Consider the following 20,285-nt stretch of genomic DNA (forward strand, 5'->3'; position numbering starts at 1 on the left):
AGTCCAGCCTGCCATGACCTCCTCCGCCGCACCTTCGCGCCGCAGCCTGCGCGCACTCGACGCACTGGCCTTCTTCGCGCCCGACATCCAGGGCGGCGTCGGCCCGTTCCTGATCGTCTTCATGGCCGGCACGCTGGCCTGGGACCCGCAGCGCATCGGCACCGTGATGTTCGTCTCGGCGCTGGTCGGGCTGCTGGTGCAGGCGCCGGCCGGTGCGCTGATCGACAGCGCGCGGCACAAGCCGCGCTGGATCGCGGGCGCCATTTCGCTCATCGCGGTGTGCCTGGTGGTCATGGCGAACTGGCCGGGCTACGGCGTGATCCTGGCGGGCCAGTCGCTCATCGGCGCTGCGGGCACGCTGGTGGCGCCGGCCATCGCGGCCGTCAGCCTGGGCATGGTGGGTCGCGCCGGGCTGGATGCGCGCGTCGGCCGCAACGCCGCAATCACAGCGGCCGGCACGGTGCTGTGGGCGCTGGGCACCGGCTGGGTGGGCCACGCGTTCGGGCCGCATGCCATGTTCTTCTACGCGGTGGCGATGGCGCTGCCGACCATCGCGGCGGCCATGCTGATCCGCAAGCGCGACGTCGATCCACGGCTGGCGCGCGGCGCCGATGCCGATCACGAAGCCGACACGCCACGTTCCACCGCACGCTGGTACGACCGCCGTTTCATCGTGCTGCTGGTCTGCGCCTTCCTGTTCCACCTGGCCAACGCCGCCCTGCTCACGCTGGTGGCGCAGAAGGTCGGCACGCAGGCCGGCACCTCGGCCACGCTGTGGCTGTCGGGCGGCGTGATCGTCACGCAGCTGGTCACCATTCCGATTGCCCTGGCGGTCGGGCGCTGGGCGCCGCGGCTGGCGCGCAAGCCCATCTTCCTGGCCGGCTTCGCGGTGCTGCCGGTGCGTGGGCTGCTGTACCTGCTGGCCGACAGCCCGGCCGCGTTGCTGTCGCTGCAGGTGCTGGACGGCATCGGCGCGGGCATCTTCGGCGTGATGCTGACCTTGATGATCGGCGACATCACGCGCGGCAGCGGGCACTTCAACTTCGCGCTGGGCATCGGCGCGGCCTGCGTGGGGCTTGGCGCGGCGCTCAGCAACCTGGTGGCGGGCACGGTCGCGCACCTGGCCGGCTATGGCACGGCCTTCGTGATGCTGGCGGGCATCGCGGCCGCTGCGCTGACGCTGTTTGCGCTCGCAATGCCGGAAACTCGCGACCGGCGCCGTTCGATGGCGAACGCGCCGGCCGCCTCCGCACTGACCACCGCCGCTCCATGACCAAAGACACCGTGCCGACCCTGGCATCTTCCCCCTCGTCCGCCGCTGCCGCCGCCGACGCTCCCGCAACCCACGAAAGCGGCGGAAACGGCCTGCTCTGGGTGCTGGTGGCGGTGGCGGTGCTGTTCGCCTTCGTGCGCCCGCGCGCGCCGATGGACTGGCTCAAGCTGATCGACTGGCAGACTGTGGGGGCCCTGGCCGGGCTGCTCGCCATCACGCAGGGCGTGGAAAAGAGCGGCATGCTGCAGTCGGCCGCCCAGCGGCTGCTGGCGCGCACCACCAATCTGCGCCAACTGGCGCTGCTGCTCACCGCCACGGCCGCCGTGCTGTCGGCACTGGTCACCAACGACGTGAGCCTGTTCCTGCTGGTACCTCTCACGCGCGTGCTGGCCACGCAGGCGCACCTGCCGCTGGCGCGGCTGGTGGTGCTCCAGGCCCTGGCGGTGAACGCGGGCTCCGCGCTCACGCCCATCGGCAATCCGCAGAACCTGTACCTGTGGCACCGCACCGGCGAAAGCTTCGGCGGCTTCATGCTGATGATGGCGCCCACCGTGCTCGTCATGCTGTTCTGGCTGTTCGTGGCCGTGTGGCTGCTGGTGCCGCGCACGGCCATCGCGCTCAAGCCGGCGGCCGAGGTCTCACCGGTGCAGCCGAGGCTGCTGGCGCTGTCGGGCGTGCTGTTCGTGGGCTTCGTCGTCGCGCTCGACCGGCATTGGCTGCTGGCTGGCCTGGCGGTGGTGTTTGTCGCCTACCTGCTGTTCCAGCGCCGCGTGCTGCTGGGCGTCGACTGGGCGCTGCTCGCCATCATCGCGCTGATGTTCGTCGACCTGCGACAGCTGGCCGAACTGCCGGCCGTGGCTTCGCTGATGGGCCAGTGGCCGATTGCCGAGGGCTGGCGTGCGTACCTGGCGGCCATCGTCACTTCGCAGTTCATCAGCAACGTGCCGGCCACCATCCTGCTGGACCGCTACGTGCACGACCTGCCCGCGCTGGCGGCGGGGGTGAGCGTGGGCGGCTTCGGCTGCGTGCTGGGCTCGCTGGCCAATCTCATCGCGCTGCGGCTGGCCAAGGTGCCGCACGGGTTGCGCGAGTTCCATCGCATCGGCATTCCCTTCCTGATCGTGTGCGCGGCATCGGCGGTGCTGCTGCGGCTCGGTTGATCGCGTTTTCCGTTTCACAACCACACTCGAAAAAGGACATTCCATGCCACATCCTCACGACACTCTCGACGTCTGGTCGGTCGAAGGCCGTTTCCAGCACCTGGTCTACAGCCCCAAGGGCCACATCGAAGGCGTGCTGATCGACACCGACGGCGTGCCCACGCAGTTCGTGTTCGATCGCCACGACGAATGCGCCGCGCCCGCGTTTGCCGGCCTGCAGGCCGGCCAGGCGCTGGTGATCGAGGGCATCGAACAAGACCCCTCGCCCAAAGGCGAAACCGAACACACGGTCTACCGCTTCGAGCGGCTGGCCTCGGTCGACGGCAAGGCGCCGCGGCAGGTGGACGCCGGTGAACGCATCGACGGCACGGTAGTCCGCTTCAACTACGCGCGCCACGGACAGGCCAACGGCGTGGTGCTGGACACCGGCGACTTCGTCCACACAAAGCCCGACGGCCTCGCGCGGCTGGCGCTGAAGGTCGGCGACAAGGTGCGGGCCGAGGGCCGCTCACAGCCGCTGGCGACGGGCCAGGGGCGCGTGGTCGAAGCGGTGCGGGTCAACGGGCAGGCGCTGCAGGACGTCGACGGAAGCTGATGCTGCCTGTGGCATTGCCGGGGCGCTGCGCGGACAATCCATGACAGCCCATGCCTGTCCTCGGTTCCTCCCCGTCGCCCCACCATGAACTCGCCCTGCGCGACTACGGCCACTCGCATGGCAGCCACGCGCACGACCACTTCCAGGTGCTGATCGGCCTCGACGGCGTGCTGGAGATCGAAGTGGAAGGCCGGGGCGCCGGCATCGGCGCGGGCGAGGCGCAGGTGGTCGCCCCGGGCGACCGGCACGACTTCAGCGCGCGCAAGCACGGCAGCCTGTGCCTGGTGCTCGACACCACGCAACCGGCATGGGCCCGCTGCGCCGAGCGCGCATCGCCCGATTCGCCGCAACTGCACGCGCTGGCGCGCTACCTGGCGCAATGCATGAAGCAGCCGCAGGCCTCGGCCCTGGCCTTGCAGCACGGCCCCGCGCTGTTGCTGGAGGCCTGGAGCCCGGCGCCGGCATCTGCCGATTCGCGCCGACGTCGTATCGACTGGCCCCTGCTCGCCGACTGGGCCCGGGCCCGCTGGCACGAGCCGTTGAGCGTGGCCGACCTGGCCGATGTCGCCTGCCTGAGCCCGAGCCAGTTCGCGCAGCGCTGCCGCGACGAGCAGGGCGTGAGCGCGATGCACTGGCTGCGCTCGTTGCGGCTGGCGCATGCGCGTGAGCTGCGGCTGGGCGGCATGAGCGTGGCTGAGGCGGCACGCCGCACGGGCTACCGGTCGCCCTCCGCACTCACAGCCGCACTGCGCCGCTGACTGCGCCCTCCCCGGCGCAAGACCGTCGTTGCGCGACGACGGACCGTCATTGCGCGACGACCGCGTCGCTTAGCCTTGCCGCCCATGTCGTCCACCGTCTACGCCCTGCTGGCCATCGCGCTCTGGGCCACGCTCGCCTCGCTCGGCACTGCGCTGTCGCATCTGCCGCCTTTTCTCCTGACCGGGCTTGCGCTGATCATCGGCAGCGTGCCGAGCTGGCCACTGGTGCTGCGCGACCGCTCGGCCTGGCGGGTGCCGCCGTGCACGCTGGCGCTGGGCATCTACGGGCTGTTCGGCTTTCACTTCCTGCTGTTCATCGCGCTGCGGCATGCGCCGCCGGTCGAAGCCAACCTCGTCAACTACCTGTGGCCGCTGCTGATGGTGGTGCTGGCGCCGGTGCTGCTGCCGGGCATGTCGCTGCGGCCGCTGCACGTGGTGGCTGCCCTGCTGGGCTTCGCGGGCGCAGCGATCGCGATCCTCGGCGCGCGCAGCGGCGGCGCGGCGGCAACGGGGGCGCAGGAGTACTGGGGCTTCGTGCCGGCGCTGGGCTCGGCCTTCGTCTGGGCGAGCTATTCGCTCTGGACGAAGCGCGTGGCGGCCTTCCCGACCTCGGCGATCGGCCTGTTCGGGCTGGTCTCGGGTGTGCTCTCGCTGGCCTGCCACGCCGTGCTCGAGCCCTCGGTGGCGCTGTCGGGCCGGGACTGGCTGCTGCTCGTGCTCTGCGGCCTCGGCCCGCTGGGCGCGGCTTTCTTCGTGTGGGACATCGCGCTCAAGCGCGGCGACGCGCGGCAGATCGGCATCCTGAGCTACCTCACGCCGCTGGGCTCGACCGCGCTGCTGCTGCTCGTCACCGGCCGGCCGCTCACCTGGACCATCGCCGTGGCGGCCTGGCTCATCGTCTCGGCGGCGGTCATGGGCACGCGCGCGCGCTGACTTGCGCAGAATCAGGCTGTATCCGACGGCTCGGCGTCTTCTTTTCTGGCTAGAGTGGAGGCTCAGGAATAAAGGAGCCAACCCACATGGACGACAAGAACAGGGATTTCGAGATCACGCCCAAGCTGGTGTTCGACCTGAACCTGGCGCTGTACCTCGACCTGGTGGCCGCGCTGGAGGGCGCGGGCGCCGTCACCTACCGCCAGATGGCGGCCCGGGTGCTCAACATCAGCATGGACGCGCGCGGCGACGGCGACACCGGCCTGTCGACAGTGCTTGAAGGCATCGCCAGGGGTTTTGCAGGCCATGGCGACGGCATGTCGATCGAACTGCTGAAGGCCGCGAGGGGCCTTCGCGAAGACGAGGCGATGGGCGACATTCCCATGCGGCCCGACGAAAGCTGAAAAAGCGCCTTCTTCAGCTTCTTTTTCAGGCTTCCGCCACCTGCAGCACCAGCTTGCCGAAGTTCTCTCCGGCAAAGAGCTTGTTGAGCGACTCGGGGAAGGTGTCCAGGCCCTTCACGATGTCTTCCTTGCTCTTCATGCGCCCGTCTTTCAGGTAGCCGGCCATCTCGGCGATGGCGATGTGATAGCGGTCGGCGTAGTCGAACACCACGATGCCTTCCATGCGCGCGCGGTTCACCAGCAGGCTCAGGTAGTTCTTGGGGCCGGCCGCGGGCATGCTGTTGGCATTGTTGTACTGGCTGATGGCGCCGCAGATGATGATGCGGGCCTTGCGCGCGAGCCGCGCCAGCACCATGTCGAGGATCTCGCCGCCGACGTTGTCGAAGTAGATGTCCACGCCCTTCGGGCAGTGGGTCTTGAGGCCTTCGCGCACCGCGCCTGCGCCGGCCTTGTAGTCGATGCAGGCGTCGAAGCCCAGCTCCTTCACCACCCAGTCGCACTTGGCGGCGCCGCCGGCGATGCCGACCACGCGGCAGCCCTTGATCTTGGCCAGCTGGCCCACGGTCTGGCCCACGGCGCCGGCCGCGCCGGAAACCACCACCGTCTCGCCCGCCTTGGGCATGCCCACGTCCATCAGGCCGAAGTAGCCGGTCATGCCGGGCATGCCCAGCACGTTGAGCCACTGGGTGATGGTGCCCACGCGCAGGTCGATCTTGACCAGGCCGTTGCGCTTGACCTGGTCCTCGGGGATCAGGATGTATTCCTGCACGCCCAGCGTGCCGTAGACGGTGTCGCCCACAGCGAACTGCGGGTTCTTCGAGGCAATGACGCGGCCGACGCCGCCGGCGCGCATCACTTCGTCGATGCCCACGGGCGGGATGTAGCTCTTGGCGTCGTTGAGCCAGCCGCGCATGGCGGGGTCGAGCGACAGCGACAGCGTCTTGACCAGCACGCCGCCCTCGGCCGGCTCGCCGACGGGTTCGGTGGTGAATTTCCAGTTTTCGCGGGTGGCCGTGCCCTCGGGGCGTTTGGCGAGGCGAACCTGGTGGTTGGTGAGTGAGCTGCTCATGGTGTCTCCTTGACCTTGAATGCCGGACGCTGGCACGGAGGCGCATCGTAGCCGTGGCCTGCGGGCGGGCTGGTAGCGCAGGTGACAGCGCCCGCCGAGCCGCCTTGCCTCAGGCCAGCCTGACGATGATCTGCAGCCCCGGCCCGGCGTTGCGCACCGTCAGCTCGCCGCCGTGCGCCTCGGCGATCAGCCGGCACAGGTACATGCCGAGGCCGACGCCGCCGGTGGCGCGCGCCCGTGCGCCGTCGGTGCGGTAGAAGGGCTCGGTCAGCCGTTCGAGTTGCTCGTCGTCCACGCCAGGGCCGTGGTCGCGCACCTCGATCTCGATGCCCTGCTTCCTGCCGTCGAGCACCGCGCGCAGCGACACGCACGGCGGGCGCGGCGCGTCGGCGCTGTAGCGCAGTGCGTTGTCCAGCAGGTTGCGCACCAGCAGGCGGATGCGCATGCGATCGACGGCATGCGGCGGCAGGCCTTCGGCCAGGTCGAGGTGCACGTTCTGCGCACCGGGCATCTCGGCCACGATCTCGCGGATCAGCGCCGCCAGGTCGACCGGTTCGCGCTGCAGCGCCACATGCGGGCTCGCGAGGCGTTCGCTTTCGAGCAGGTCGCTGATGAGGTCGCGCATCTCGTTGAGGTCGCGCAGCAGCGCCTCGCGCTCGGCCTGGCCTTCGGGCGTGATCGGCAGCAGCTCGGCATTGAGCCGGGCACGCGTGAGCGGCGAGCGCAGTTCGTGGCTCAGGGCGAGCAGCAGACCGCGCTTGGCGTCGAGCATGGCCTGGATGTCGTCGGCCATGGTGTTGATGCGTTCGGCAAGGTCGCCGAGGTCGTCGTTGCGGCGCACTGGAATGGGCTGCGTGAACTCGCCACGGCCGAAGCGCTGCGCGCCTTCGCGAATGTCGATCAGCGGCCGCAGCAACCGGCTCACGTAGGCATAGCCCAGCAGCACGCACGACAGCAGCACGCCGAGCGTGGCCCAGCCGGTGGCACGCGGCGCCAGTTGCCAGAGCTTGGGCGCCCAGCCGAAGATCACGCGGTGGCCGTCTGCGGTGGGGCGGATGAACCACTTGTCACCCCCGAACACGTCTTCGCGGTCGTGCATCCAACCGCCGGGGCTGTTCGCTCCACCGGGGTTGGAATCCCAGTTGACCTTGGGTCCGACGATGCGGATGGTGATGGGCAGCCGGGCCACCAGCGCCTGTGCGCGCGCCACGTCGGGCGGCGTGCCGATCTCCGAGACCAGGCGGTCGGCGTAGTCGGTCAGCATCGGCTTGGCGGCTTCGGCCCAGCCGGTGGAAAAGGCCTTCTTCATGCCGCCCATGAACACCGCCGCCATCACCATGGCCAGCACCACGAACATCAGCACCAGCCGCACACGCAGCGAGCGGCGCCAGCGGCGCTTGCCCTGCACCTTCTCGTTCCAGCGCGCATGCCACTTCGCATGCCAGTCCTCACGCGATTGCTCGTCGCGGCACTCCTCGCCGCGCCACCTCATCCTGCGGGATTCCCGACGGCCGAGACTCATTGAAATACCTTCGCGCTTCGCGCTGCGGTGCGAGCTTGCTTGGGGCGGCCCGGCGCTGCGCTCATGCAGGTTCGCTTCGTGCCACGGCCAGCGCATAGCCGGCGTTGCGCAGCGTCTTGATGCAGTCCAGCGGCTCGAGCTTCTTGCGCAGGCGGCTCACCACGATGTCGACCGCGCGGGTGTAGAGCTCGGCCTCGTGACCGCGCAGGCGGTTGAGGATGTCGTCGCGGCTGAACACCTTGCCGGGTTCGGCGGCCAGCAGCGCCAGCAGTTCGAACTCGGTGCCCGTGAGCTCCACGCGCTCGCCATGGCGCAGCACCTGGCGCCGGTCGAGGTCGATCGACAGGCCGTCGAACACGCGGTGCTGCGTGCCGTTGATCACCGCCTGCGGCACGCTGCGCTGGCGGCGCAGGATGGTCTGCACGCGCGCCACCAGCTCGCGCGGCTCGAAGGGCTTGGGCACGTAGTCGTCGGCGCCGAGTTCGAGGCCGACCACGCGGTCCATCACTTCGCCGCGGGCAGTGAGCATGACGATGGGAATGTCGCTTTCCTTGCGGATCTCGCGGCACAGCGCGAAGCCGTCCATCTCGGGCAGCATGACGTCGAGGATGGCTGCGTCGTAGGTGCCGGCACGCAGCTTGGCGAGGCCTTCGCTCGGGCGCACGGCGCTCTCGAGCGTGCAGCCGAAGCGTGCGAAGTAGGTGGTCAGCGGCGCGGCGAGGTGTTCGTCGTCGTCGATCAGCAGGATGCGCGGCATGGCGGGATTGTGCCTCCTGGCAAGGAAATGGCGGATGACCTCGCTGACCATCAAACCTGCCGGCATCGCACCGCCCAGGTCAGGCCCGTCACGAGGAGTGAGAGCAAAAGCGCGTGGTAGACCACGTCGGGCACGGTGCGCGGACCGATGCCCGCCACGATGGTGCCGAGCCCGACCAGCGTGCCCAGCAGCGCGAAGCCCTGGCCGAAGATGGCGGCGCGGCGCGCGTCCGCCGGGCGCAGCCAGGTCTCGACCGTGGCGAGCACCAGCACGGTGGCGATCACCGCTTCGGCGATGCGGGCGTGCCCATGCGCATAGCCCGGCACGATGCGGCCGGCGTGCACCATCGATGCGAGGCCGAGCGCGAGCGCCTCGGTCAGCATCCATGCGCGCGCGGCCTGCGGGCGCATGACGGGGACTGTGCCGCGTTCGCTCACCATGGATCGGCCTTCCCGATGCGGCCCAGGTGCGTGGCGGCAAAGCCCGCCGCGTACTTGAGCCCGTAGCCGAGTGCGCGATCGAAGCCGATGTGGACCAGCCAGATCAGGCTGCCGGCCACCGCCCACGGCATGGCCGCAAGCACGCCGAGCGCCAGCAGCAGCACCGGCCCGACGTACGAATGCGCCGCGTTGTAAAGAGCCGCCCCCACGCGCGGCCCCGCGAGGTAGCCCAGCAGCGAGAGATCGGGCGCGAGCAGCCAGAGCGCGAACACGCCCCAGCCCGCGCCGAACTGGGCATAGGCAGCGAGTGCCACGCCGAGCACCACCGCGCCTTCGACCCGCAGCAGCGCACGCACCCCGCCGGCTGCCGCTGCCTGTTCGGGAGATACGGTGGAGCCGGCTTCGCCGGTCCACAGCTGTCGCCCCCGGAGAGGGGGAAGGCGAAGCGACACGAAGTGCGCGAAGCCTGGGGGTGATTGGAGCCTATCCACGATGGCTCCAGCGGCGGCCACCTCGGTCCATGAAGTCGCGCACCTTCTGCTGCTGCGCGGCATTCAGGTTGTCGTAGAAGTCGGCAGCGGCGGCAATGATCTCGGGGCTGCCGTTGCGCACTGCGGCGGTCTTCTCTTCGACCAGGCGCGTGGCGCCAGCCTGGTCGAGCTTGTTGCCCGCGAACAGCGCCTTGAACTGCGAGCGTGGGTCGCCCGAGCCGCCGGCGCCGCGCATGGCTTCGCGCTGCGCCTGCAGCTTCTCGGCCAGCACGGTGAGCTTCTGCTTCTGGTTGGCATCGAGCTCGAGCTTGCTGCCCACGCGCTCGATCATCTTCGCGCGGAACTCGGCGCTGTCGCCACCGCCCCAGCCGTGCCGTTGACCGGCACAGCCGGCGATGCTGCCGGCAACCATCGCGGCGCCCGCAAAACCGAAGAGAGTTCGTTTGATCCAGTACTTCATGGTGATTCCTTGTGTTGTCTGTGAGGAGGAAGCTCCATGGTGCGATCTGCACCGGGCCAAGTCCTCTCGCTGCGGTTGCGGCGTGTTTCGTTTTATTGCGACGCGCGTGGAGGCGAGCCAGGCGGCTTACAGGCGGCTGCTCTTGGCGTTGGCAGCCGAGGCGCGCGCGTCGACGGGGTTCTGCATCGTCGAGATGACCTGGCTGTTCACGCGCGAGCTGGCCGACACGTTCTGGTCGGGCGCAGCGGTGGCGCGCACGGCTTCGGCGACGATGCGACCGCGCTCGGTCGACACGGCCATGGTCTCGGCGCCGCGCGAACCGCGCACCACGTTCTGGTTGGGTGCCGATGCAGTGCTTACGGCTTCGGCGCTGACGTCGGCGCGGCTCTTGGCCGACACGGCGGGCTGCACGCCCTCGTAGCTTTCAGCCTTGGCGCCGGCTGCTGCGAGCATGGCGAACGAGCCAACGGCAATGATCTGGGTCAGGGAGAGAGATTTCATGATGCAGGCCTTTCTTTCAGGGTTGGAAGAGGAGGCCTGATCGTGCTTGCGGGGTTCCCGCAAGTCCTTTCGCCGCAGTTTCGGCGTGTATCGTTTCTTTTCACTCACCCGCAAGGGTGAGTGAAAAGTACGCTCAACCCGCCATCACGGCGGCAGGGTCGTCGGACTCGAGCACGCTCTTGGCCCATGCCTCGAGCTTGCTGGTGTCGGCGCGCAGCACTTCCTGCTTGACCGCGAGGATGCGCGAGGGGTGCATCGAGAAGCTGCGCAGGCCCAGGCCCAGCAGCAGGCGCGTGAAGGCCACGTCGCCCGCCATCTCGCCGCACACGGCCACGCCCTTGCCCTGGCGACGGCACTCGGCGATGGTGTCGGCCACCAGGCGCAGCACCGCCGGGTGCGCAGGGTCGTAGAGGTGCGCCACCGATTCGTCGGCGCGGTCGATGGCCAGCGTGTACTGGATCAGGTCGTTGGTGCCGATCGACAGGAAGTCGAAGTGCTTCAGGAAGATGCGCAGCGTGAGCGCAGCCGCGGGAATCTCGATCATGGCGCCGAGCTTCACCGGGCCGTGCACCGCCCCGCGGTTGTCGAGCTCGGTGCGCGCGAAGTCGATCAGCGACAGCGTCTGGCGGATCTCGCTCGCGTGCGCGAGCATGGGGATCAGCAGGTGGATCTCGCCGTGCGCCGCCGCGCGCAGGATGGCGCGCAGCTGCGTGAGGAACATCGCCGGGTCGGCCAGGCTCCAGCGGATGGCGCGCAGGCCGAGCGCGGGGTTCAGGTGCTCCTGCTTGTTGGCCGACTTGCTGTCGAGCGGCTTGTCTGCCCCCACGTCGATGGTGCGGATGGTGACGGGCATGCCCTGCATGCCCTCGACCGCGCGCTTGTAGGCCTGGTACTGCTCTTCTTCGTCGGGCAGGCGGGTCTGGCGCGTGGTCGACTCGCGGCCCATGAAGAGGAATTCGCTGCGGAACAGGCCCACGCCCACGGCGCCGGCCTTGACTGCGCCCACGGTGTCTTCGGGCATCTCGATGTTGGCGAGCAGCTCGACGCGCTGGCCGTCGAGCGTGATGGCCGGCTTGTGGCGCAGCCGCGCGAGCCGGCCGCGTTCGAGATCGCCCTGGCGCTGCTTGAAGCCGTACTCGGCCAGGATGATCGGCGACGGATCGACGATCACCACGCCGGCGTCCCCGTCGATGATGACCCAGTCGTCCTGGCGCACCAGCTGGCTCGCGGTGCGCGCGCCGACCACGGCCGGGATGTCCATGCTGCGCGCGACGATGGCAGTGTGCGAGGTGCGCCCGCCGACGTCGGTGACGAAGCCGGCGAACACGCTCTTCTTGAACTGCAGCATGTCGGCCGGCGAGAGGTCGTGCGCGATGAGCACCAGCGGCACGTCGATGCCGTCGCCCGCGGTGGGGTCGTCGTTGTCGTCGTCCGAGGCGGCGGCGCGCTTGCGGCGCGGCGGGCTCGGCGCCAGCACGGCGGCCGTGCCCTTCATGCGGTGCAGCAGGCGCTCGACCACCTGTTCGAGGTCGGCCTTGCGCTCGCGCAGGTACTCGTCCTCCATCTCGTCGAACTGGCGCGCGATGATTTCGAGCTGCGTGGTCAGCGCCCATTCGGCGTTGTAGAGCCGCTCGCTGATCCAGTGCTTGACGCCGCCGCTCAAGGCCTCGTCCTGCAGCAGCATCTGGTGCACCTCGAGCAGCGCCGCGAGTTCGTGCGGCGCGTCGTTGGGGCCCATCAGCGCGACGTTGGCCTGCAGCTTGGCGAGCTCGTCGGCCACCGCGTTGCGCGCGGTGCGCACACGGTCGATCTCGGTCTCGATCTCTTCGGGCTTGATGAAGTAGTGGGCCACGTCGATGCGGCTCGACACCACCATCACTGCGCGCCCGATGGCAATGCCACGGGCGACAGGGAGGCCGTGGACTGCGAAGGTCATGGGACGGTCCTTACTCGCCTTCGCCGAACTTGTCGTCCATGAGCTGGACGATGGCGTTCATCGCTTCTTCTTCCTGCGCACCGTTGGTTTCGAGCTCGACGGTCGAGCCGATGCCGGCGGCCAGCATCATCACGCCCATGATGCTCTTGGCATTGATGCGGCGATCGCCGCGGGAGAGCCACACCTCGCAGGGAAAGCTGCCTGCGAGCTTGGTCAGCTTGGCCGATGCGCGTGCGTGCAGGCCCAGCTTATTGCTGATGGTCACGGATTTCTTGATCACTGTGCTTTCTTTTCGCCTGATTCTGGGGAGCCGCCACCGCCACCTGCATGACGCCCGCGGTGCCGCCCGCGAGGGCGCGCTGCACCAGCGTCTCCAGAGGCTCATGCCGGTAGGTGACGGCGCGCAGCAGCATCGGAAGATTGACCCCCGCCACCAGCCGCGACCGGACGCCGTCCACCAGCTTCTGCGCCACGTTGCAGGGCGTGGCGCCGAACACGTCTGCCAGCACCAGCACCTGCGAGCGCGGCGTGTGCAGCTGCTGCGCAAGGGTGATGCGCGCGGCCGCCAGCGTTTCTTCGGGCGACACGTTGGGCAGCACGTCGAGCGCGACGATGGCCTGCTCGCAATCGGGAAACACATGCAGCGCACACTGCCGCAGCGCGTGTGCGAACGGTGAGTGGGCGATGATGAGGATGCTGTTCATGCGGGACGGAGGACGACTCGTCGATTATGCGGGGGCGCCCAGGGGAAGTAGATATACGACATAACGCAGCAGCCCCGAAAAACAGACAACGCCGCGCGAAATGAGACAGCCGTGTGTCCACACCTGTCGCGGGAGGCACTATCAAAACAATAGCGAATGGTGCGATCGTTCACGGAAGCCGCAGGCCCTCGAAGAATGTCTTCGACGCTTCGGCCGAGGAAGGCTTGCCCAGCACGGTGGCTTGGTAAAGCGCCACGGTGCCGTCTTTTTGCGACTGGGCGAACCAGAGCACCTGTACCGGCGCGGCGCCCTGCTGCTTTGGCTGGGCATCGAGCCGCAACGGGGCGGGTGTGGCGGTCGCGCGCTGCACGCTGGCGGGGGCTTGCGTCATCTGCTGCGCTTCTCCCAGCTGGCCGCGCGTGGCAGCGCGCCATGCGTTGAGCCAGGCCTCGGCCTGTTCGGGGCCTTTGGCGGAGGCATGCGCGATGGCGAAGGTCGCGCCGCCGGCTTCGCAACCCGCCATGTCGACCTGCACCGATTCGGCGCCCAGCGGCAGGGCGCGGCTTGCGCGGTCCGGCTTGCAGGGCAGCAGCGCGATCAGGCCCGATTCGGCGACCGGCACTTCGCGCCAGTTGAAAGTGGGGCTGCAGGCTGCGAGCAGGGCTGCCGCGGCGAGCGCCAGCCAGGAAGAAGAGAAAGCGGGCGACGACGGCATGGGGCAGCGATTATCGAACTGCGCGAGGGCCGCCGGAACGCCGCCAGCACGATCCGGCACGCGGAACTAAAATCGCGCCGCCCTTCTCTTGCATGAAGCCATGAAAAAATACATCGCCGCTGCCGCCGTCGTCATCGCATTGGCCACCGGCGTGGGCGTGTACCTCGGCTCCGGCGCCACCGCCGCGCCGGCCTCGACCTTCGTGCTGCTCGACGGCACGCAAAAGAGCACGGCGGACCTGAAAGGCAAGGTCACGCTGGTCAACTTCTGGGCCACAAGCTGCGTGACCTGCGTCGGCGAGATGCCCAAGGTCATCGCCACCTACGACAAATACAAGGCGCAGGGCTACGACACCCTGGCCGTGGCCATGAGCTACGACCCGCCGAGCTACGTCGTCAATTTCGCCCAGACGCGCAAGCTGCCGTTCAAGGTGGCGATCGACAACACCGGCAGCGTGGCGCAGGCCTGGGGCGACGTGAAGCTCACGCCGACCACCTACCTGGTCAACAAGCGCGGCGAGATCGTGAAGCGCTATGTGGGCGAGCCGGATTTCGCCGAACTGCACAAATTGATCGAAAAGCTGTTGGCCGAAGCCTGATCTCCGGTCTTCCCAACGAAAAAGGCGCTCCGAAAGAGCGCCTTTTGTTTTGGCGAAGCGGCTTGCTTATTGGTTGCGGAAGCTGTCGTGGCAGGCCTTGCAGCTTGCGGCGGTCGGGCCGAACTGGGCCTTGAGCGCGTCGAGGTTGCCGGCCTTGGCAGCGGTCACCAGCTTGCCGGTTTCTTCCATCAGCTTCTGCTGGCGCTCCTTGAACTTGGCGTCTTCCTTCCAGACTTCGGGCTTGGCCTTGCCGCCCTCGGTGCCGGCACCAAAGCCGGCCCAGGGCAGCTTCGCCATGTCGGCGACCACTTCGGCATTGGCCGCGGCAACGCTGGCGTCGTAGGGCGCACGGCCATTGGCCATGGCGCCGAGGCGAGCGAAATGCTGGCTCATCACGAACAGCGCGCTCTGGCGGTACTTGATGGAGTCCTCGGGCTTGGCAAACTGGGCCGCGGCGGGAAGAGACATGGCAGCGCAGGCGGCTGCAAGGGCGAACGAAGCTAGTCTGGTCATCGTGGGTCCTCGTTGTGGGGAAAGCGCCGTCGAATGCGGCACTGCCGGCGAGTGTAGGGGCGGCCCGTGTCCAGCGCATAGCAACAACCCGAAGCAGACTGGGGCCCGGACTTTGCTAATCTGCGCCTTCCGCAGCATTGCGCCCCCTTGGCGCCTTCTTCGATGACCGACTCCTCCGTGGCCGCCTTTCGCGCGGCCTCCGGCCCCGGTGCCCGCACACGGGTCTGGGACTTGCCGACGCGCCTTTTCCACTGCGCGCTGGCCATCGCCGTCATCGGCATGATCGGCACCGGCCTGGGCGGCGTCATGGAATGGCACTTCCGCCTTGGGTACACGGTGCTTTCGCTGCTGCTGTTCCGGCTGCTCTGGGGTTTCGTCGGCGGCCGCTGGTCGCGCTTCGCGGCTTTCGTCTACGGGCCGGGGTCTGTTGTCGCGTACCTGCGCGGACGGGCGCATCCGGACCATCTGATCGGGCACACGCCACTGGGCGCGCTGTCAGTGTTTGCGGTGCTGGCGATCCTGGCGTTGCAGGTCGCTACCGGGCTGATGGCGGACGACGAAATCTCGGCGTCGGGGCCGCTCACTCGTTTTGTCTCGGGCGAGGTAGTGAGCCTGGCCACGGGTTGGCACAAGGCGCAGGGCAAGTGGGCCGTGATTGCGCTCGTGAGCCTGCATGTGCTGGCGGTGTTGTTCTACGTGCTCGTCAAGCGGCATCGCCTGGTGCGGCCGATGGTGACGGGCGACAAGCTGGTTTCCGCAGAGAGCGGGCAGGTAGCGCCGAGCCGCGACGACGCGGCCTCGCGCTGGCTTGCGCTGGTGTTGTTCGCGCTGTGCGCGGGCGTGGCTTATTGGGTTTCTTCGTTGCGCGTATGAGCTTCTCTGTGTCACGCCCCCTGCCGCTGTCGGCGATGCCGGCTGTCGTGTTGCTCACGCCCGAGGAGGCGCACGAGATCGAGGCCGCGCGCGCGATCTTCAGCGACTATGCGGGCTCGCTGGGCATCGATCTGGACTTTCAGGATTTCGACAGCGAACTGGCGCAGTTGCCCGGCGAATACGCCGAGCCGCGCGGCACGCTGTTGCTGGCGCTGGTCGATCCGGTCAATGTGTCGGAAGACGCCGGGCGCCAGGCGCCGACGCTGCAGCGCGCCGACGGCACGCTGGCGCATGTGGCGGGGTGCTGCGCGCTGCGGCCGCTCGACAGCGCGGACTACGCGAACGCCGCGGAAATGAAGCGCCTGTACGTACGCCCCGGGTTCCGCGGCCTTGGCCTGGGCCGTCAACTGGCCGAGGCGATCATCGATGCAGCACGCAGCGCGGGATATGGCTGCGTGCTGCTCGACACGCTCGACGACATGGAGTCGGCGCGGGCCCTCTACGAAGACCTGGGCTTCGCGGAGGTGCCGCCCTACTATCACAACCCCGTCGCCGGGGCCCACTATCTCAAGGTGGATCTCTGACCGGAGCGGCCGATCAGCCGCGGGCCTGGGCCAGCAGGGTGTCGGCGTCGCTGACTTCGAACTTGCCCGGTGCCTCGACGTTCAGCGTCGCGACCTTACCGTCCTTCACGAGCATCGAATAGCGGTTGCTGCGAAGGCCCATGCCACGCCCGGTCAGGTCGAGCGTGAGGCCAGTGGCCTTGGCGAAATCGGCGCTGCCGTCGGCCAGCATGCGCACCTTGGCGCCGGTCTTCTGGTCGCGCGCCCACGCGCCCATCACGAAGGCATCGTTCACGCTCACGCACCAGATCTCGTCCACGCCGGCGGCCTTGAAGTCGTCGAAGTGCTGCACGTAGCCCGGCACATGCTTGGCCGAGCAGGTGGGCGTGAAGGCGCCGGGCAACGCGAACAGCGCGATGGTCTTGCCCGCCGAAGCCTTGCTCACGTCCACGGCGTTCGGGCCGATGCTGCAGCCTTCGCCCTCGACCTCGGAATATTCCTGCAGGGTGGCCGAAGGAAGGGTGTCGCCGACTTTGATCATTGAATGTGCTCCTGAAAAAGAAAAACGGCCCACATTGTGGGCCGTTTCCGGATGGGCTGTATCGAGCCGGGGATGATCAGACCAGAACGGCCTTCTCGACCAGACGGGTCACGACCCAGTTCTTGGTCTTCGAGATCGGACGGCTTTCCGTGATCTCGATGGTGTCGCCCAGCTTGTACTCGCCCTTTTCGTCATGGGCGTGGTACTTGCTCGTCTTGGCCACGATCTTGCCGTAGAGCTCGTGCTTCACACGGCGCTCGACCAGCACGGTCACGGTCTTGGCACGCTTGTCGCTGACCACCTTGCCGATCAAGGTGCGCTTGAGGGATTTTTTAGCTTCCGTCATGTTCACTCCTTACTTGGCGGCGGGGGTTTCTTGCTGCTTCTGAGCAAGAATGGTCTTGGCGCGTGCGATGTCGCGACGCGTGACGCGCAGCGTCGAGGTGTTCGACAGCTGTTGCGTGGCTTTCTGCATGCGCAGGCCGAAATGGGCCTTCTGCAGATCCTTGATTTCGGCTTGCAGGCCCGCGACGTCCTTCGTGCGCAGGGTTGCGGCCTTCGTCACCTTGGCCGGAGCCGCGGTTTCTTTTTTCTTACGTGTTGCCATGGATGTTCTCCTCTCAGGCGCCGAGCTGGCGAGCGACGAACGTCGTACGCAGCGGAAGCTTGGCGGCGGCCAGGCGGAACGCTTCGCGGGCGAGTTCTTCGGGCACGCCGACGATCTCGAACACGATCTTGCCAGGCTGGATTTCAGCGACGTAGTACTCGGGGTTGCCCTTACCGTTACCCATCCGCACTTCAGCGGGCTTGGTAGAGATTGGCTTGTCCGGGAACACGCGGATCCAGATACGGCCACCGCGCTTCACGTGACGCGAAATCGCGCGACGAGCGGCTTCGATCTGGCGCGCCGTGAGGCGGCCGCGGTCGGTGCATTTGAGACCGAAGTCACCGAACGCAACCGAGTTACCCGTGGTTGCGATGCCGGTGTTGCGGCCCTTTTGTTCCTTGCGGAACTTTCTGCGTGCAGGTTGCAGCATGTTTTGTTACTCCGTGAGGGCCCCAGGCACTTGCGTGCCCGGGAGCGACCGATTACTCGGTCTTGGCACCGTCCGCTGCTGCAGCGGGCGCGGCTTTGCGGACGCGCTTAACGGCGGGTTTCGAGTCTGCACCGGCACCGCCGGTTGCTTCTGCGGGCTTGTCGCTGCCATCGGCCGGGGCGGTGTTGCCACCGATCGGGCCACGGGCACCGGCGCGCGGGCCGGGACCACGACGGTCGCTGCCCGGACGGTCGCCACCAGGGCGGCCATCACGGCGCGGACCGCGCGGACGACGTTCTTCTTCAGGACGCGGCGTTTCGACGGCCGGCAGGTCGTTACGACCCAGCGTGTCGCCCTTGTAGACCCAGACCTTGACGCCGATGACGCCGTAGGTGGTCTTGGCTTCCGAGGTGCCGTAGTCGATGTCGGCGCGCAGGGTGTGAAGCGGCACGCGGCCTTCGCGGTACCACTCGGTACGTGCGATTTCGATGCCGTTCAGGCGGCCAGCCGACATGATCTTGATGCCCAGGGCACCCAGACGCATGGCGTTTTGCATGGCGCGCTTCATGGCGCGGCGGAACATGATCCGCTTTTCGAGCTGCTGCGTGATGCTGTCGGCGATCAGCTGCGCATCGATTTCGGGCTTGCGCACTTCTTCGATGTTGACCGCAACCGGCACGCCGAGCTGCTTGCCCAGTTCGCGCTTGAGGTTCTCGATGTCTTCGCCCTTCTTGCCGATCACGACGCCCGGACGTGCCGAGTAGATCGTGATGCGTGCGTTCTTGGCGGGACGCTCGATCATGACGCGCGAGACCGAAGCGTTCTTCAGCTTCTTCTTCAGGTATTCGCGAACCTTGATGTCTTCGGCCAGCATGCCCGCGAAATCGCGGTCGCTTGCGTACCAACGGCTGGACCAGTTACGGGTGACCGCAAGGCGGAACCCGGTTGGGTGGATTTTCTGTCCCATATTTCTTCCAGGCCTTCTTAGTTGCCAACCGTCACGTACACATGGCACGTGGGCTTGCTGATGCGATTGCCGCGACCCTTGGCCCGCGCCGTGAAGCGCTTGAGCGTTGCACCTTGCTCGACGTAGATGGTCTTGACCTTCAGCTCGTCGATGTCGGCACCGTCGTTGTGCTCGGCGTTGGCAATTGCCGACTCGAGCACCTTCTTGATGATCACAGCGGCCTTTTTCTGCGTGAACTGCAGAACGTTGAGCGCTTGATCGACCTTCTTGCCGCGGATGAGATCCGCGACCAGACGGCCCTTGTCGACCGACAGGCGGACACCGCGGAGGACTGCACGTGTTTCAGACATGGTCGTTCCTTACTTCTTCTGGACTTTTTTGTCCGCGGGGTGCCCCTTGAACGTGCGCGTGAGCGCAAATTCGCCGAGCTTGTGGCCGACCATCTGGTCGGTGATGTACACGGGCACGTGTTGCTTGCCGTTGTGCACAGCGATGGTCAGACCGATGAATTCGGGCAGGACCATCGAGCGGCGCGACCAGGTCTTGATCGGCTTCTTGTCCTTGGTCGTCACGGCCTTGTCGGCCTTGGCCACGAGGTGGTGGTCGACGAAAGGACCCTTTTTGAGAGAGCGAGTCATTGGCTATCCCTTACTTCTTGCGACGCGACACGATGAAGACCTGCGTGCGCTTGTTGTTACGGGTGCGATAGCCCTTGGTCAGATTGCCCCATGGGTCGACAGGATGGCGGCCTTCGCCAGTCTTGCCTTCGCCGCCACCGTGCGGGTGGTCGACCGGGTTCATCACGACGCCGCGAACGGTCGGGCGAATACCCTTCCAGCGTTTGGCGCCTGCCTTGCCGAGCTGGCGCAGGCTGTGCTCTTCGTTGGCAACTTCGCCGATGGTCGCGCGGCATTCGATGTGAATGCGGCGGACTTCGCCCGAACGCATGCGGACCTGGGCGTAAACGCCTTCACGGGCCAGCAGCGTGGCCGACGTACCGGCCGAACGTGCGATCTGCGCGCCCTTGCCGGGTTGCAGTTCGATGCAGTGGATCGTCGAGCCGACCGGGATGTTGCGGATCGGCAGGGTGTTGCCGGCGCGGATCGGGGCTTCGGCGCCCGACAGCAGCGTTGCACCGGCTTCAAGACCGCGCGGGGCGATGATGTAGCGGCGCTCGCCGTCGGCGTAGCAGACCAGAGCGATGTGGGCGGTGCGGTTCGGGTCGTACTCGATGCGTTCGACCTTGGCCGGGATGCCGTCCTTGTTGCGCACGAAGTCGACAACGCGGTAGTGGTGCTTGGAACCACCGCCACGGTGACGGATCGTGATGTGACCGTTGTTGTTACGGCCGGCCTTCTGGAACTGGGGTTCCAGCAGGGCTGCGTGAGGAGCACCCTTGAACAGGTGGTCACGCGAGATCTTCACCGCGCCGCGTTGGCCCGGCGAAGTGGGTTTCATCTTGATGACGGCCATGA

29 protein-coding genes are annotated in these 20,285 nt (G+C 67.6%); 9 read left to right on the forward strand and 20 right to left on the reverse strand.

Annotated elements, in window-relative coordinates:
- Positions 1-13 precede the first annotated feature (13 nt).
- The 6 genes from ACN9MV_RS29925 (at position 14) to ACN9MV_RS29950 (ending at position 5,123) form a co-directional block, all read left to right on the forward strand.
- On the forward strand, positions 14-1,273 hold the full coding sequence (locus tag ACN9MV_RS29925; protein WP_426390636.1) for an MFS transporter: 1,260 nt from the start codon (positions 14-16) through the stop codon (positions 1,271-1,273).
- Positions 1,270-2,433: an SLC13 family permease gene (locus ACN9MV_RS29930; RefSeq protein WP_426390637.1), complete on the forward strand. Its 1,164-nt coding sequence runs from the start codon at positions 1,270-1,272 to the stop codon at positions 2,431-2,433. The genes ACN9MV_RS29925 and ACN9MV_RS29930 overlap by 4 nt, the downstream gene beginning before the upstream one ends.
- A 43-nt stretch (positions 2,434-2,476) precedes the next feature.
- Positions 2,477-3,028, forward strand: coding sequence for a hypothetical protein (locus ACN9MV_RS29935; RefSeq protein WP_093057751.1), 552 nt, complete (start codon positions 2,477-2,479; stop codon positions 3,026-3,028).
- 50 nt (positions 3,029-3,078) lie between these two features.
- Positions 3,079-3,786 carry a helix-turn-helix domain-containing protein gene (locus tag ACN9MV_RS29940; protein WP_426390638.1) on the forward strand — a complete coding sequence of 236 codons (708 nt, stop codon included), beginning with the start codon at positions 3,079-3,081 and terminating at the stop codon, positions 3,784-3,786.
- Between the two features lie 84 nt (positions 3,787-3,870).
- Positions 3,871-4,719, forward strand: coding sequence for a DMT family transporter (locus ACN9MV_RS29945; protein WP_093057753.1), 849 nt, complete (start codon positions 3,871-3,873; stop codon positions 4,717-4,719).
- Positions 4,720-4,805: 86 nt separating this feature from the next.
- A complete protein-coding gene (locus tag ACN9MV_RS29950; RefSeq protein ID WP_093057754.1) occupies positions 4,806-5,123 on the forward strand; it encodes a hypothetical protein in 318 nt (105 codons plus the stop codon).
- A gap of 25 nt (positions 5,124-5,148) precedes the next feature.
- On the opposite strand, the gene ACN9MV_RS29955 is transcribed toward ACN9MV_RS29950, so the two are convergent.
- From ACN9MV_RS29955 to ACN9MV_RS30005, 11 genes are all read right to left on the reverse strand, one after another.
- On the reverse strand, positions 5,149-6,192 hold the full coding sequence (locus ACN9MV_RS29955) for an NADP-dependent oxidoreductase (RefSeq protein ID WP_426390639.1): 1,044 nt from the start codon (positions 6,190-6,192) through the stop codon (positions 5,149-5,151).
- A gap of 109 nt (positions 6,193-6,301) precedes the next feature.
- Positions 6,302-7,684, reverse strand: a complete 1,383-nt coding sequence (locus ACN9MV_RS29960; RefSeq protein ID WP_093057756.1) for a HAMP domain-containing sensor histidine kinase — start codon at positions 7,682-7,684, stop codon at positions 6,302-6,304.
- A 91-nt stretch (positions 7,685-7,775) separates the two neighbouring features.
- Positions 7,776-8,471, reverse strand: coding sequence for a response regulator transcription factor (locus ACN9MV_RS29965; RefSeq protein WP_176928901.1), 696 nt, complete (start codon positions 8,469-8,471; stop codon positions 7,776-7,778).
- 50 nt (positions 8,472-8,521) lie between these two features.
- The gene (locus tag ACN9MV_RS29970; RefSeq protein WP_426390640.1) at positions 8,522-8,911 is read right to left on the reverse strand and encodes a hypothetical protein; all 390 of its coding nucleotides are present in this window, start codon (positions 8,909-8,911) and stop codon (positions 8,522-8,524) included.
- Positions 8,905-9,402, reverse strand: a complete 498-nt coding sequence (locus ACN9MV_RS29975; protein WP_093057759.1) for a DUF4260 domain-containing protein — start codon at positions 9,400-9,402, stop codon at positions 8,905-8,907. Before ACN9MV_RS29975 ends, ACN9MV_RS29970 begins: the two co-directional genes overlap by 7 nt.
- Positions 9,395-9,862: a Spy/CpxP family protein refolding chaperone gene (locus ACN9MV_RS29980; RefSeq protein WP_093057760.1), complete on the reverse strand. Its 468-nt coding sequence runs from the start codon at positions 9,860-9,862 to the stop codon at positions 9,395-9,397. The genes ACN9MV_RS29975 and ACN9MV_RS29980 overlap by 8 nt, the downstream gene beginning before the upstream one ends.
- A gap of 126 nt (positions 9,863-9,988) precedes the next feature.
- The gene (locus ACN9MV_RS29985) at positions 9,989-10,363 is read right to left on the reverse strand and encodes a DUF4148 domain-containing protein (RefSeq protein WP_093057761.1); all 375 of its coding nucleotides are present in this window, start codon (positions 10,361-10,363) and stop codon (positions 9,989-9,991) included.
- 133 nt (positions 10,364-10,496) lie between these two features.
- Positions 10,497-12,299, reverse strand: a complete 1,803-nt coding sequence (gene ptsP / locus ACN9MV_RS29990) for a phosphoenolpyruvate--protein phosphotransferase (protein ID WP_093057762.1) — start codon at positions 12,297-12,299, stop codon at positions 10,497-10,499.
- Positions 12,300-12,309: 10 nt separating this feature from the next.
- On the reverse strand, positions 12,310-12,579 hold the full coding sequence (locus ACN9MV_RS29995) for an HPr family phosphocarrier protein (RefSeq protein ID WP_093057763.1): 270 nt from the start codon (positions 12,577-12,579) through the stop codon (positions 12,310-12,312).
- Complete coding sequence (locus ACN9MV_RS30000; protein ID WP_093057764.1) at positions 12,548-13,003, reverse strand: PTS sugar transporter subunit IIA; 456 nt, start codon at positions 13,001-13,003, stop codon at positions 12,548-12,550. The genes ACN9MV_RS29995 and ACN9MV_RS30000 overlap by 32 nt, the downstream gene beginning before the upstream one ends.
- A gap of 169 nt (positions 13,004-13,172) precedes the next feature.
- On the reverse strand, positions 13,173-13,718 hold the full coding sequence (locus tag ACN9MV_RS30005) for a hypothetical protein (protein WP_426390641.1): 546 nt from the start codon (positions 13,716-13,718) through the stop codon (positions 13,173-13,175).
- Between the two features lie 100 nt (positions 13,719-13,818).
- Between ACN9MV_RS30005 and ACN9MV_RS30010 the strand changes: the two genes are divergently transcribed.
- The gene (locus ACN9MV_RS30010) at positions 13,819-14,316 is read left to right on the forward strand and encodes a TlpA disulfide reductase family protein (RefSeq protein WP_093057766.1); all 498 of its coding nucleotides are present in this window, start codon (positions 13,819-13,821) and stop codon (positions 14,314-14,316) included.
- A gap of 66 nt (positions 14,317-14,382) precedes the next feature.
- On the opposite strand, the gene ACN9MV_RS30015 is transcribed toward ACN9MV_RS30010, so the two are convergent.
- Positions 14,383-14,829: a c-type cytochrome gene (locus ACN9MV_RS30015; RefSeq protein WP_093057767.1), complete on the reverse strand. Its 447-nt coding sequence runs from the start codon at positions 14,827-14,829 to the stop codon at positions 14,383-14,385.
- Between the two features lie 162 nt (positions 14,830-14,991).
- On the opposite strand from ACN9MV_RS30015, the gene ACN9MV_RS30020 reads away from it, so the two are divergent.
- Together ACN9MV_RS30020 and ACN9MV_RS30025 are read left to right on the forward strand one after the other, a co-directional pair.
- The gene (locus tag ACN9MV_RS30020; RefSeq protein WP_426390642.1) at positions 14,992-15,702 is read left to right on the forward strand and encodes a cytochrome b/b6 domain-containing protein; all 711 of its coding nucleotides are present in this window, start codon (positions 14,992-14,994) and stop codon (positions 15,700-15,702) included.
- Positions 15,699-16,286, forward strand: a complete 588-nt coding sequence (locus tag ACN9MV_RS30025) for a GNAT family N-acetyltransferase (protein ID WP_093057769.1) — start codon at positions 15,699-15,701, stop codon at positions 16,284-16,286. Before ACN9MV_RS30020 ends, ACN9MV_RS30025 begins: the two co-directional genes overlap by 4 nt.
- Positions 16,287-16,299: 13 nt before the next feature.
- On the opposite strand, the gene ACN9MV_RS30030 is transcribed toward ACN9MV_RS30025, so the two are convergent.
- The 8 genes from ACN9MV_RS30030 to rplB form a co-directional block, all read right to left on the reverse strand.
- On the reverse strand, positions 16,300-16,806 hold the full coding sequence (locus ACN9MV_RS30030; protein ID WP_093079077.1) for a peroxiredoxin: 507 nt from the start codon (positions 16,804-16,806) through the stop codon (positions 16,300-16,302).
- 76 nt (positions 16,807-16,882) lie between these two features.
- Positions 16,883-17,152 carry a 30S ribosomal protein S17 gene (rpsQ, locus tag ACN9MV_RS30035; protein ID WP_015867662.1) on the reverse strand — a complete coding sequence of 90 codons (270 nt, stop codon included), beginning with the start codon at positions 17,150-17,152 and terminating at the stop codon, positions 16,883-16,885.
- Between the two features lie 9 nt (positions 17,153-17,161).
- A complete protein-coding gene (rpmC, locus tag ACN9MV_RS30040; protein WP_056589463.1) occupies positions 17,162-17,371 on the reverse strand; it encodes a 50S ribosomal protein L29 in 210 nt (69 codons plus the stop codon).
- A gap of 55 nt (positions 17,372-17,426) precedes the next feature.
- The gene (rplP, locus tag ACN9MV_RS30045) at positions 17,427-17,843 is read right to left on the reverse strand and encodes a 50S ribosomal protein L16 (RefSeq protein ID WP_007838137.1); all 417 of its coding nucleotides are present in this window, start codon (positions 17,841-17,843) and stop codon (positions 17,427-17,429) included.
- Between the two features lie 52 nt (positions 17,844-17,895).
- Complete coding sequence (gene rpsC / locus ACN9MV_RS30050; RefSeq protein ID WP_093057771.1) at positions 17,896-18,810, reverse strand: 30S ribosomal protein S3; 915 nt, start codon at positions 18,808-18,810, stop codon at positions 17,896-17,898.
- 17 nt (positions 18,811-18,827) lie between these two features.
- Positions 18,828-19,160 carry a 50S ribosomal protein L22 gene (rplV, locus tag ACN9MV_RS30055; protein ID WP_007838134.1) on the reverse strand — a complete coding sequence of 111 codons (333 nt, stop codon included), beginning with the start codon at positions 19,158-19,160 and terminating at the stop codon, positions 18,828-18,830.
- 9 nt (positions 19,161-19,169) lie between these two features.
- The gene (gene rpsS, locus ACN9MV_RS30060) at positions 19,170-19,448 is read right to left on the reverse strand and encodes a 30S ribosomal protein S19 (protein WP_007838132.1); all 279 of its coding nucleotides are present in this window, start codon (positions 19,446-19,448) and stop codon (positions 19,170-19,172) included.
- Between the two features lie 10 nt (positions 19,449-19,458).
- On the reverse strand, positions 19,459-20,283 hold the full coding sequence (gene rplB / locus ACN9MV_RS30065) for a 50S ribosomal protein L2 (protein WP_093057772.1): 825 nt from the start codon (positions 20,281-20,283) through the stop codon (positions 19,459-19,461).
- Between the last annotated feature and the right edge of the window lie 2 nt (positions 20,284-20,285).

The sequence above is a fragment of the Variovorax sp. R-27 genome, assembly GCF_049913215.1.
In the GTDB taxonomy this organism is placed as follows: Bacteria; Pseudomonadota; Gammaproteobacteria; order Burkholderiales; family Burkholderiaceae_C; genus Variovorax.

What these genes read in the sequence shown, in the direction of transcription:
- ACN9MV_RS29980 (WP_093057760.1), bottom strand. Translation starts at nt 9,862, where the DNA reads ATGAAGTACTGGATCAAACGAACTCTCTTCGGTTTTGCGGGCGCCGCG.
- ACN9MV_RS30015 (WP_093057767.1), bottom strand. Translation starts at nt 14,829, where the DNA reads ATGACCAGACTAGCTTCGTTCGCCCTTGCAGCCGCCTGCGCTGCCATG.
- ACN9MV_RS29970 (WP_426390640.1), bottom strand. Translation starts at nt 8,911, where the DNA reads ATGGTGAGCGAACGCGGCACAGTCCCCGTCATGCGCCCGCAGGCCGCG.
- ACN9MV_RS29930 (WP_426390637.1), top strand. Translation starts at nt 1,270, where the DNA reads ATGACCAAAGACACCGTGCCGACCCTGGCATCTTCCCCCTCGTCCGCC.
- ACN9MV_RS30000 (WP_093057764.1), bottom strand. Translation starts at nt 13,003, where the DNA reads ATGAACAGCATCCTCATCATCGCCCACTCACCGTTCGCACACGCGCTG.
- ACN9MV_RS29955 (WP_426390639.1), bottom strand. Translation starts at nt 6,192, where the DNA reads ATGAGCAGCTCACTCACCAACCACCAGGTTCGCCTCGCCAAACGCCCC.
- ACN9MV_RS29945 (WP_093057753.1), top strand. Translation starts at nt 3,871, where the DNA reads ATGTCGTCCACCGTCTACGCCCTGCTGGCCATCGCGCTCTGGGCCACG.
- ACN9MV_RS29985 (WP_093057761.1), bottom strand. Translation starts at nt 10,363, where the DNA reads ATGAAATCTCTCTCCCTGACCCAGATCATTGCCGTTGGCTCGTTCGCC.
- rplP (WP_007838137.1), bottom strand. Translation starts at nt 17,843, where the DNA reads ATGCTGCAACCTGCACGCAGAAAGTTCCGCAAGGAACAAAAGGGCCGC.
- ACN9MV_RS29925 (WP_426390636.1), top strand. Translation starts at nt 14, where the DNA reads ATGACCTCCTCCGCCGCACCTTCGCGCCGCAGCCTGCGCGCACTCGAC.
- ACN9MV_RS30005 (WP_426390641.1), bottom strand. Translation starts at nt 13,718, where the DNA reads ATGCCGTCGTCGCCCGCTTTCTCTTCTTCCTGGCTGGCGCTCGCCGCG.
- rpsQ (WP_015867662.1), bottom strand. Translation starts at nt 17,152, where the DNA reads ATGACGGAAGCTAAAAAATCCCTCAAGCGCACCTTGATCGGCAAGGTG.
- ACN9MV_RS29960 (WP_093057756.1), bottom strand. Translation starts at nt 7,684, where the DNA reads ATGAGGTGGCGCGGCGAGGAGTGCCGCGACGAGCAATCGCGTGAGGAC.
- ACN9MV_RS30025 (WP_093057769.1), top strand. Translation starts at nt 15,699, where the DNA reads ATGAGCTTCTCTGTGTCACGCCCCCTGCCGCTGTCGGCGATGCCGGCT.
- ACN9MV_RS29940 (WP_426390638.1), top strand. Translation starts at nt 3,079, where the DNA reads ATGCCTGTCCTCGGTTCCTCCCCGTCGCCCCACCATGAACTCGCCCTG.
- ACN9MV_RS29950 (WP_093057754.1), top strand. Translation starts at nt 4,806, where the DNA reads ATGGACGACAAGAACAGGGATTTCGAGATCACGCCCAAGCTGGTGTTC.
- ACN9MV_RS30020 (WP_426390642.1), top strand. Translation starts at nt 14,992, where the DNA reads ATGACCGACTCCTCCGTGGCCGCCTTTCGCGCGGCCTCCGGCCCCGGT.
- rpsS (WP_007838132.1), bottom strand. Translation starts at nt 19,448, where the DNA reads ATGACTCGCTCTCTCAAAAAGGGTCCTTTCGTCGACCACCACCTCGTG.
- rplV (WP_007838134.1), bottom strand. Translation starts at nt 19,160, where the DNA reads ATGTCTGAAACACGTGCAGTCCTCCGCGGTGTCCGCCTGTCGGTCGAC.
- ACN9MV_RS29965 (WP_176928901.1), bottom strand. Translation starts at nt 8,471, where the DNA reads ATGCCGCGCATCCTGCTGATCGACGACGACGAACACCTCGCCGCGCCG.
- ACN9MV_RS30010 (WP_093057766.1), top strand. Translation starts at nt 13,819, where the DNA reads ATGAAAAAATACATCGCCGCTGCCGCCGTCGTCATCGCATTGGCCACC.
- ptsP (WP_093057762.1), bottom strand. Translation starts at nt 12,299, where the DNA reads ATGACCTTCGCAGTCCACGGCCTCCCTGTCGCCCGTGGCATTGCCATC.
- rpsC (WP_093057771.1), bottom strand. Translation starts at nt 18,810, where the DNA reads ATGGGACAGAAAATCCACCCAACCGGGTTCCGCCTTGCGGTCACCCGT.
- rplB (WP_093057772.1), bottom strand. Translation starts at nt 20,283, where the DNA reads ATGGCCGTCATCAAGATGAAACCCACTTCGCCGGGCCAACGCGGCGCG.
- ACN9MV_RS29935 (WP_093057751.1), top strand. Translation starts at nt 2,477, where the DNA reads ATGCCACATCCTCACGACACTCTCGACGTCTGGTCGGTCGAAGGCCGT.
- ACN9MV_RS30030 (WP_093079077.1), bottom strand. Translation starts at nt 16,806, where the DNA reads ATGATCAAAGTCGGCGACACCCTTCCTTCGGCCACCCTGCAGGAATAT.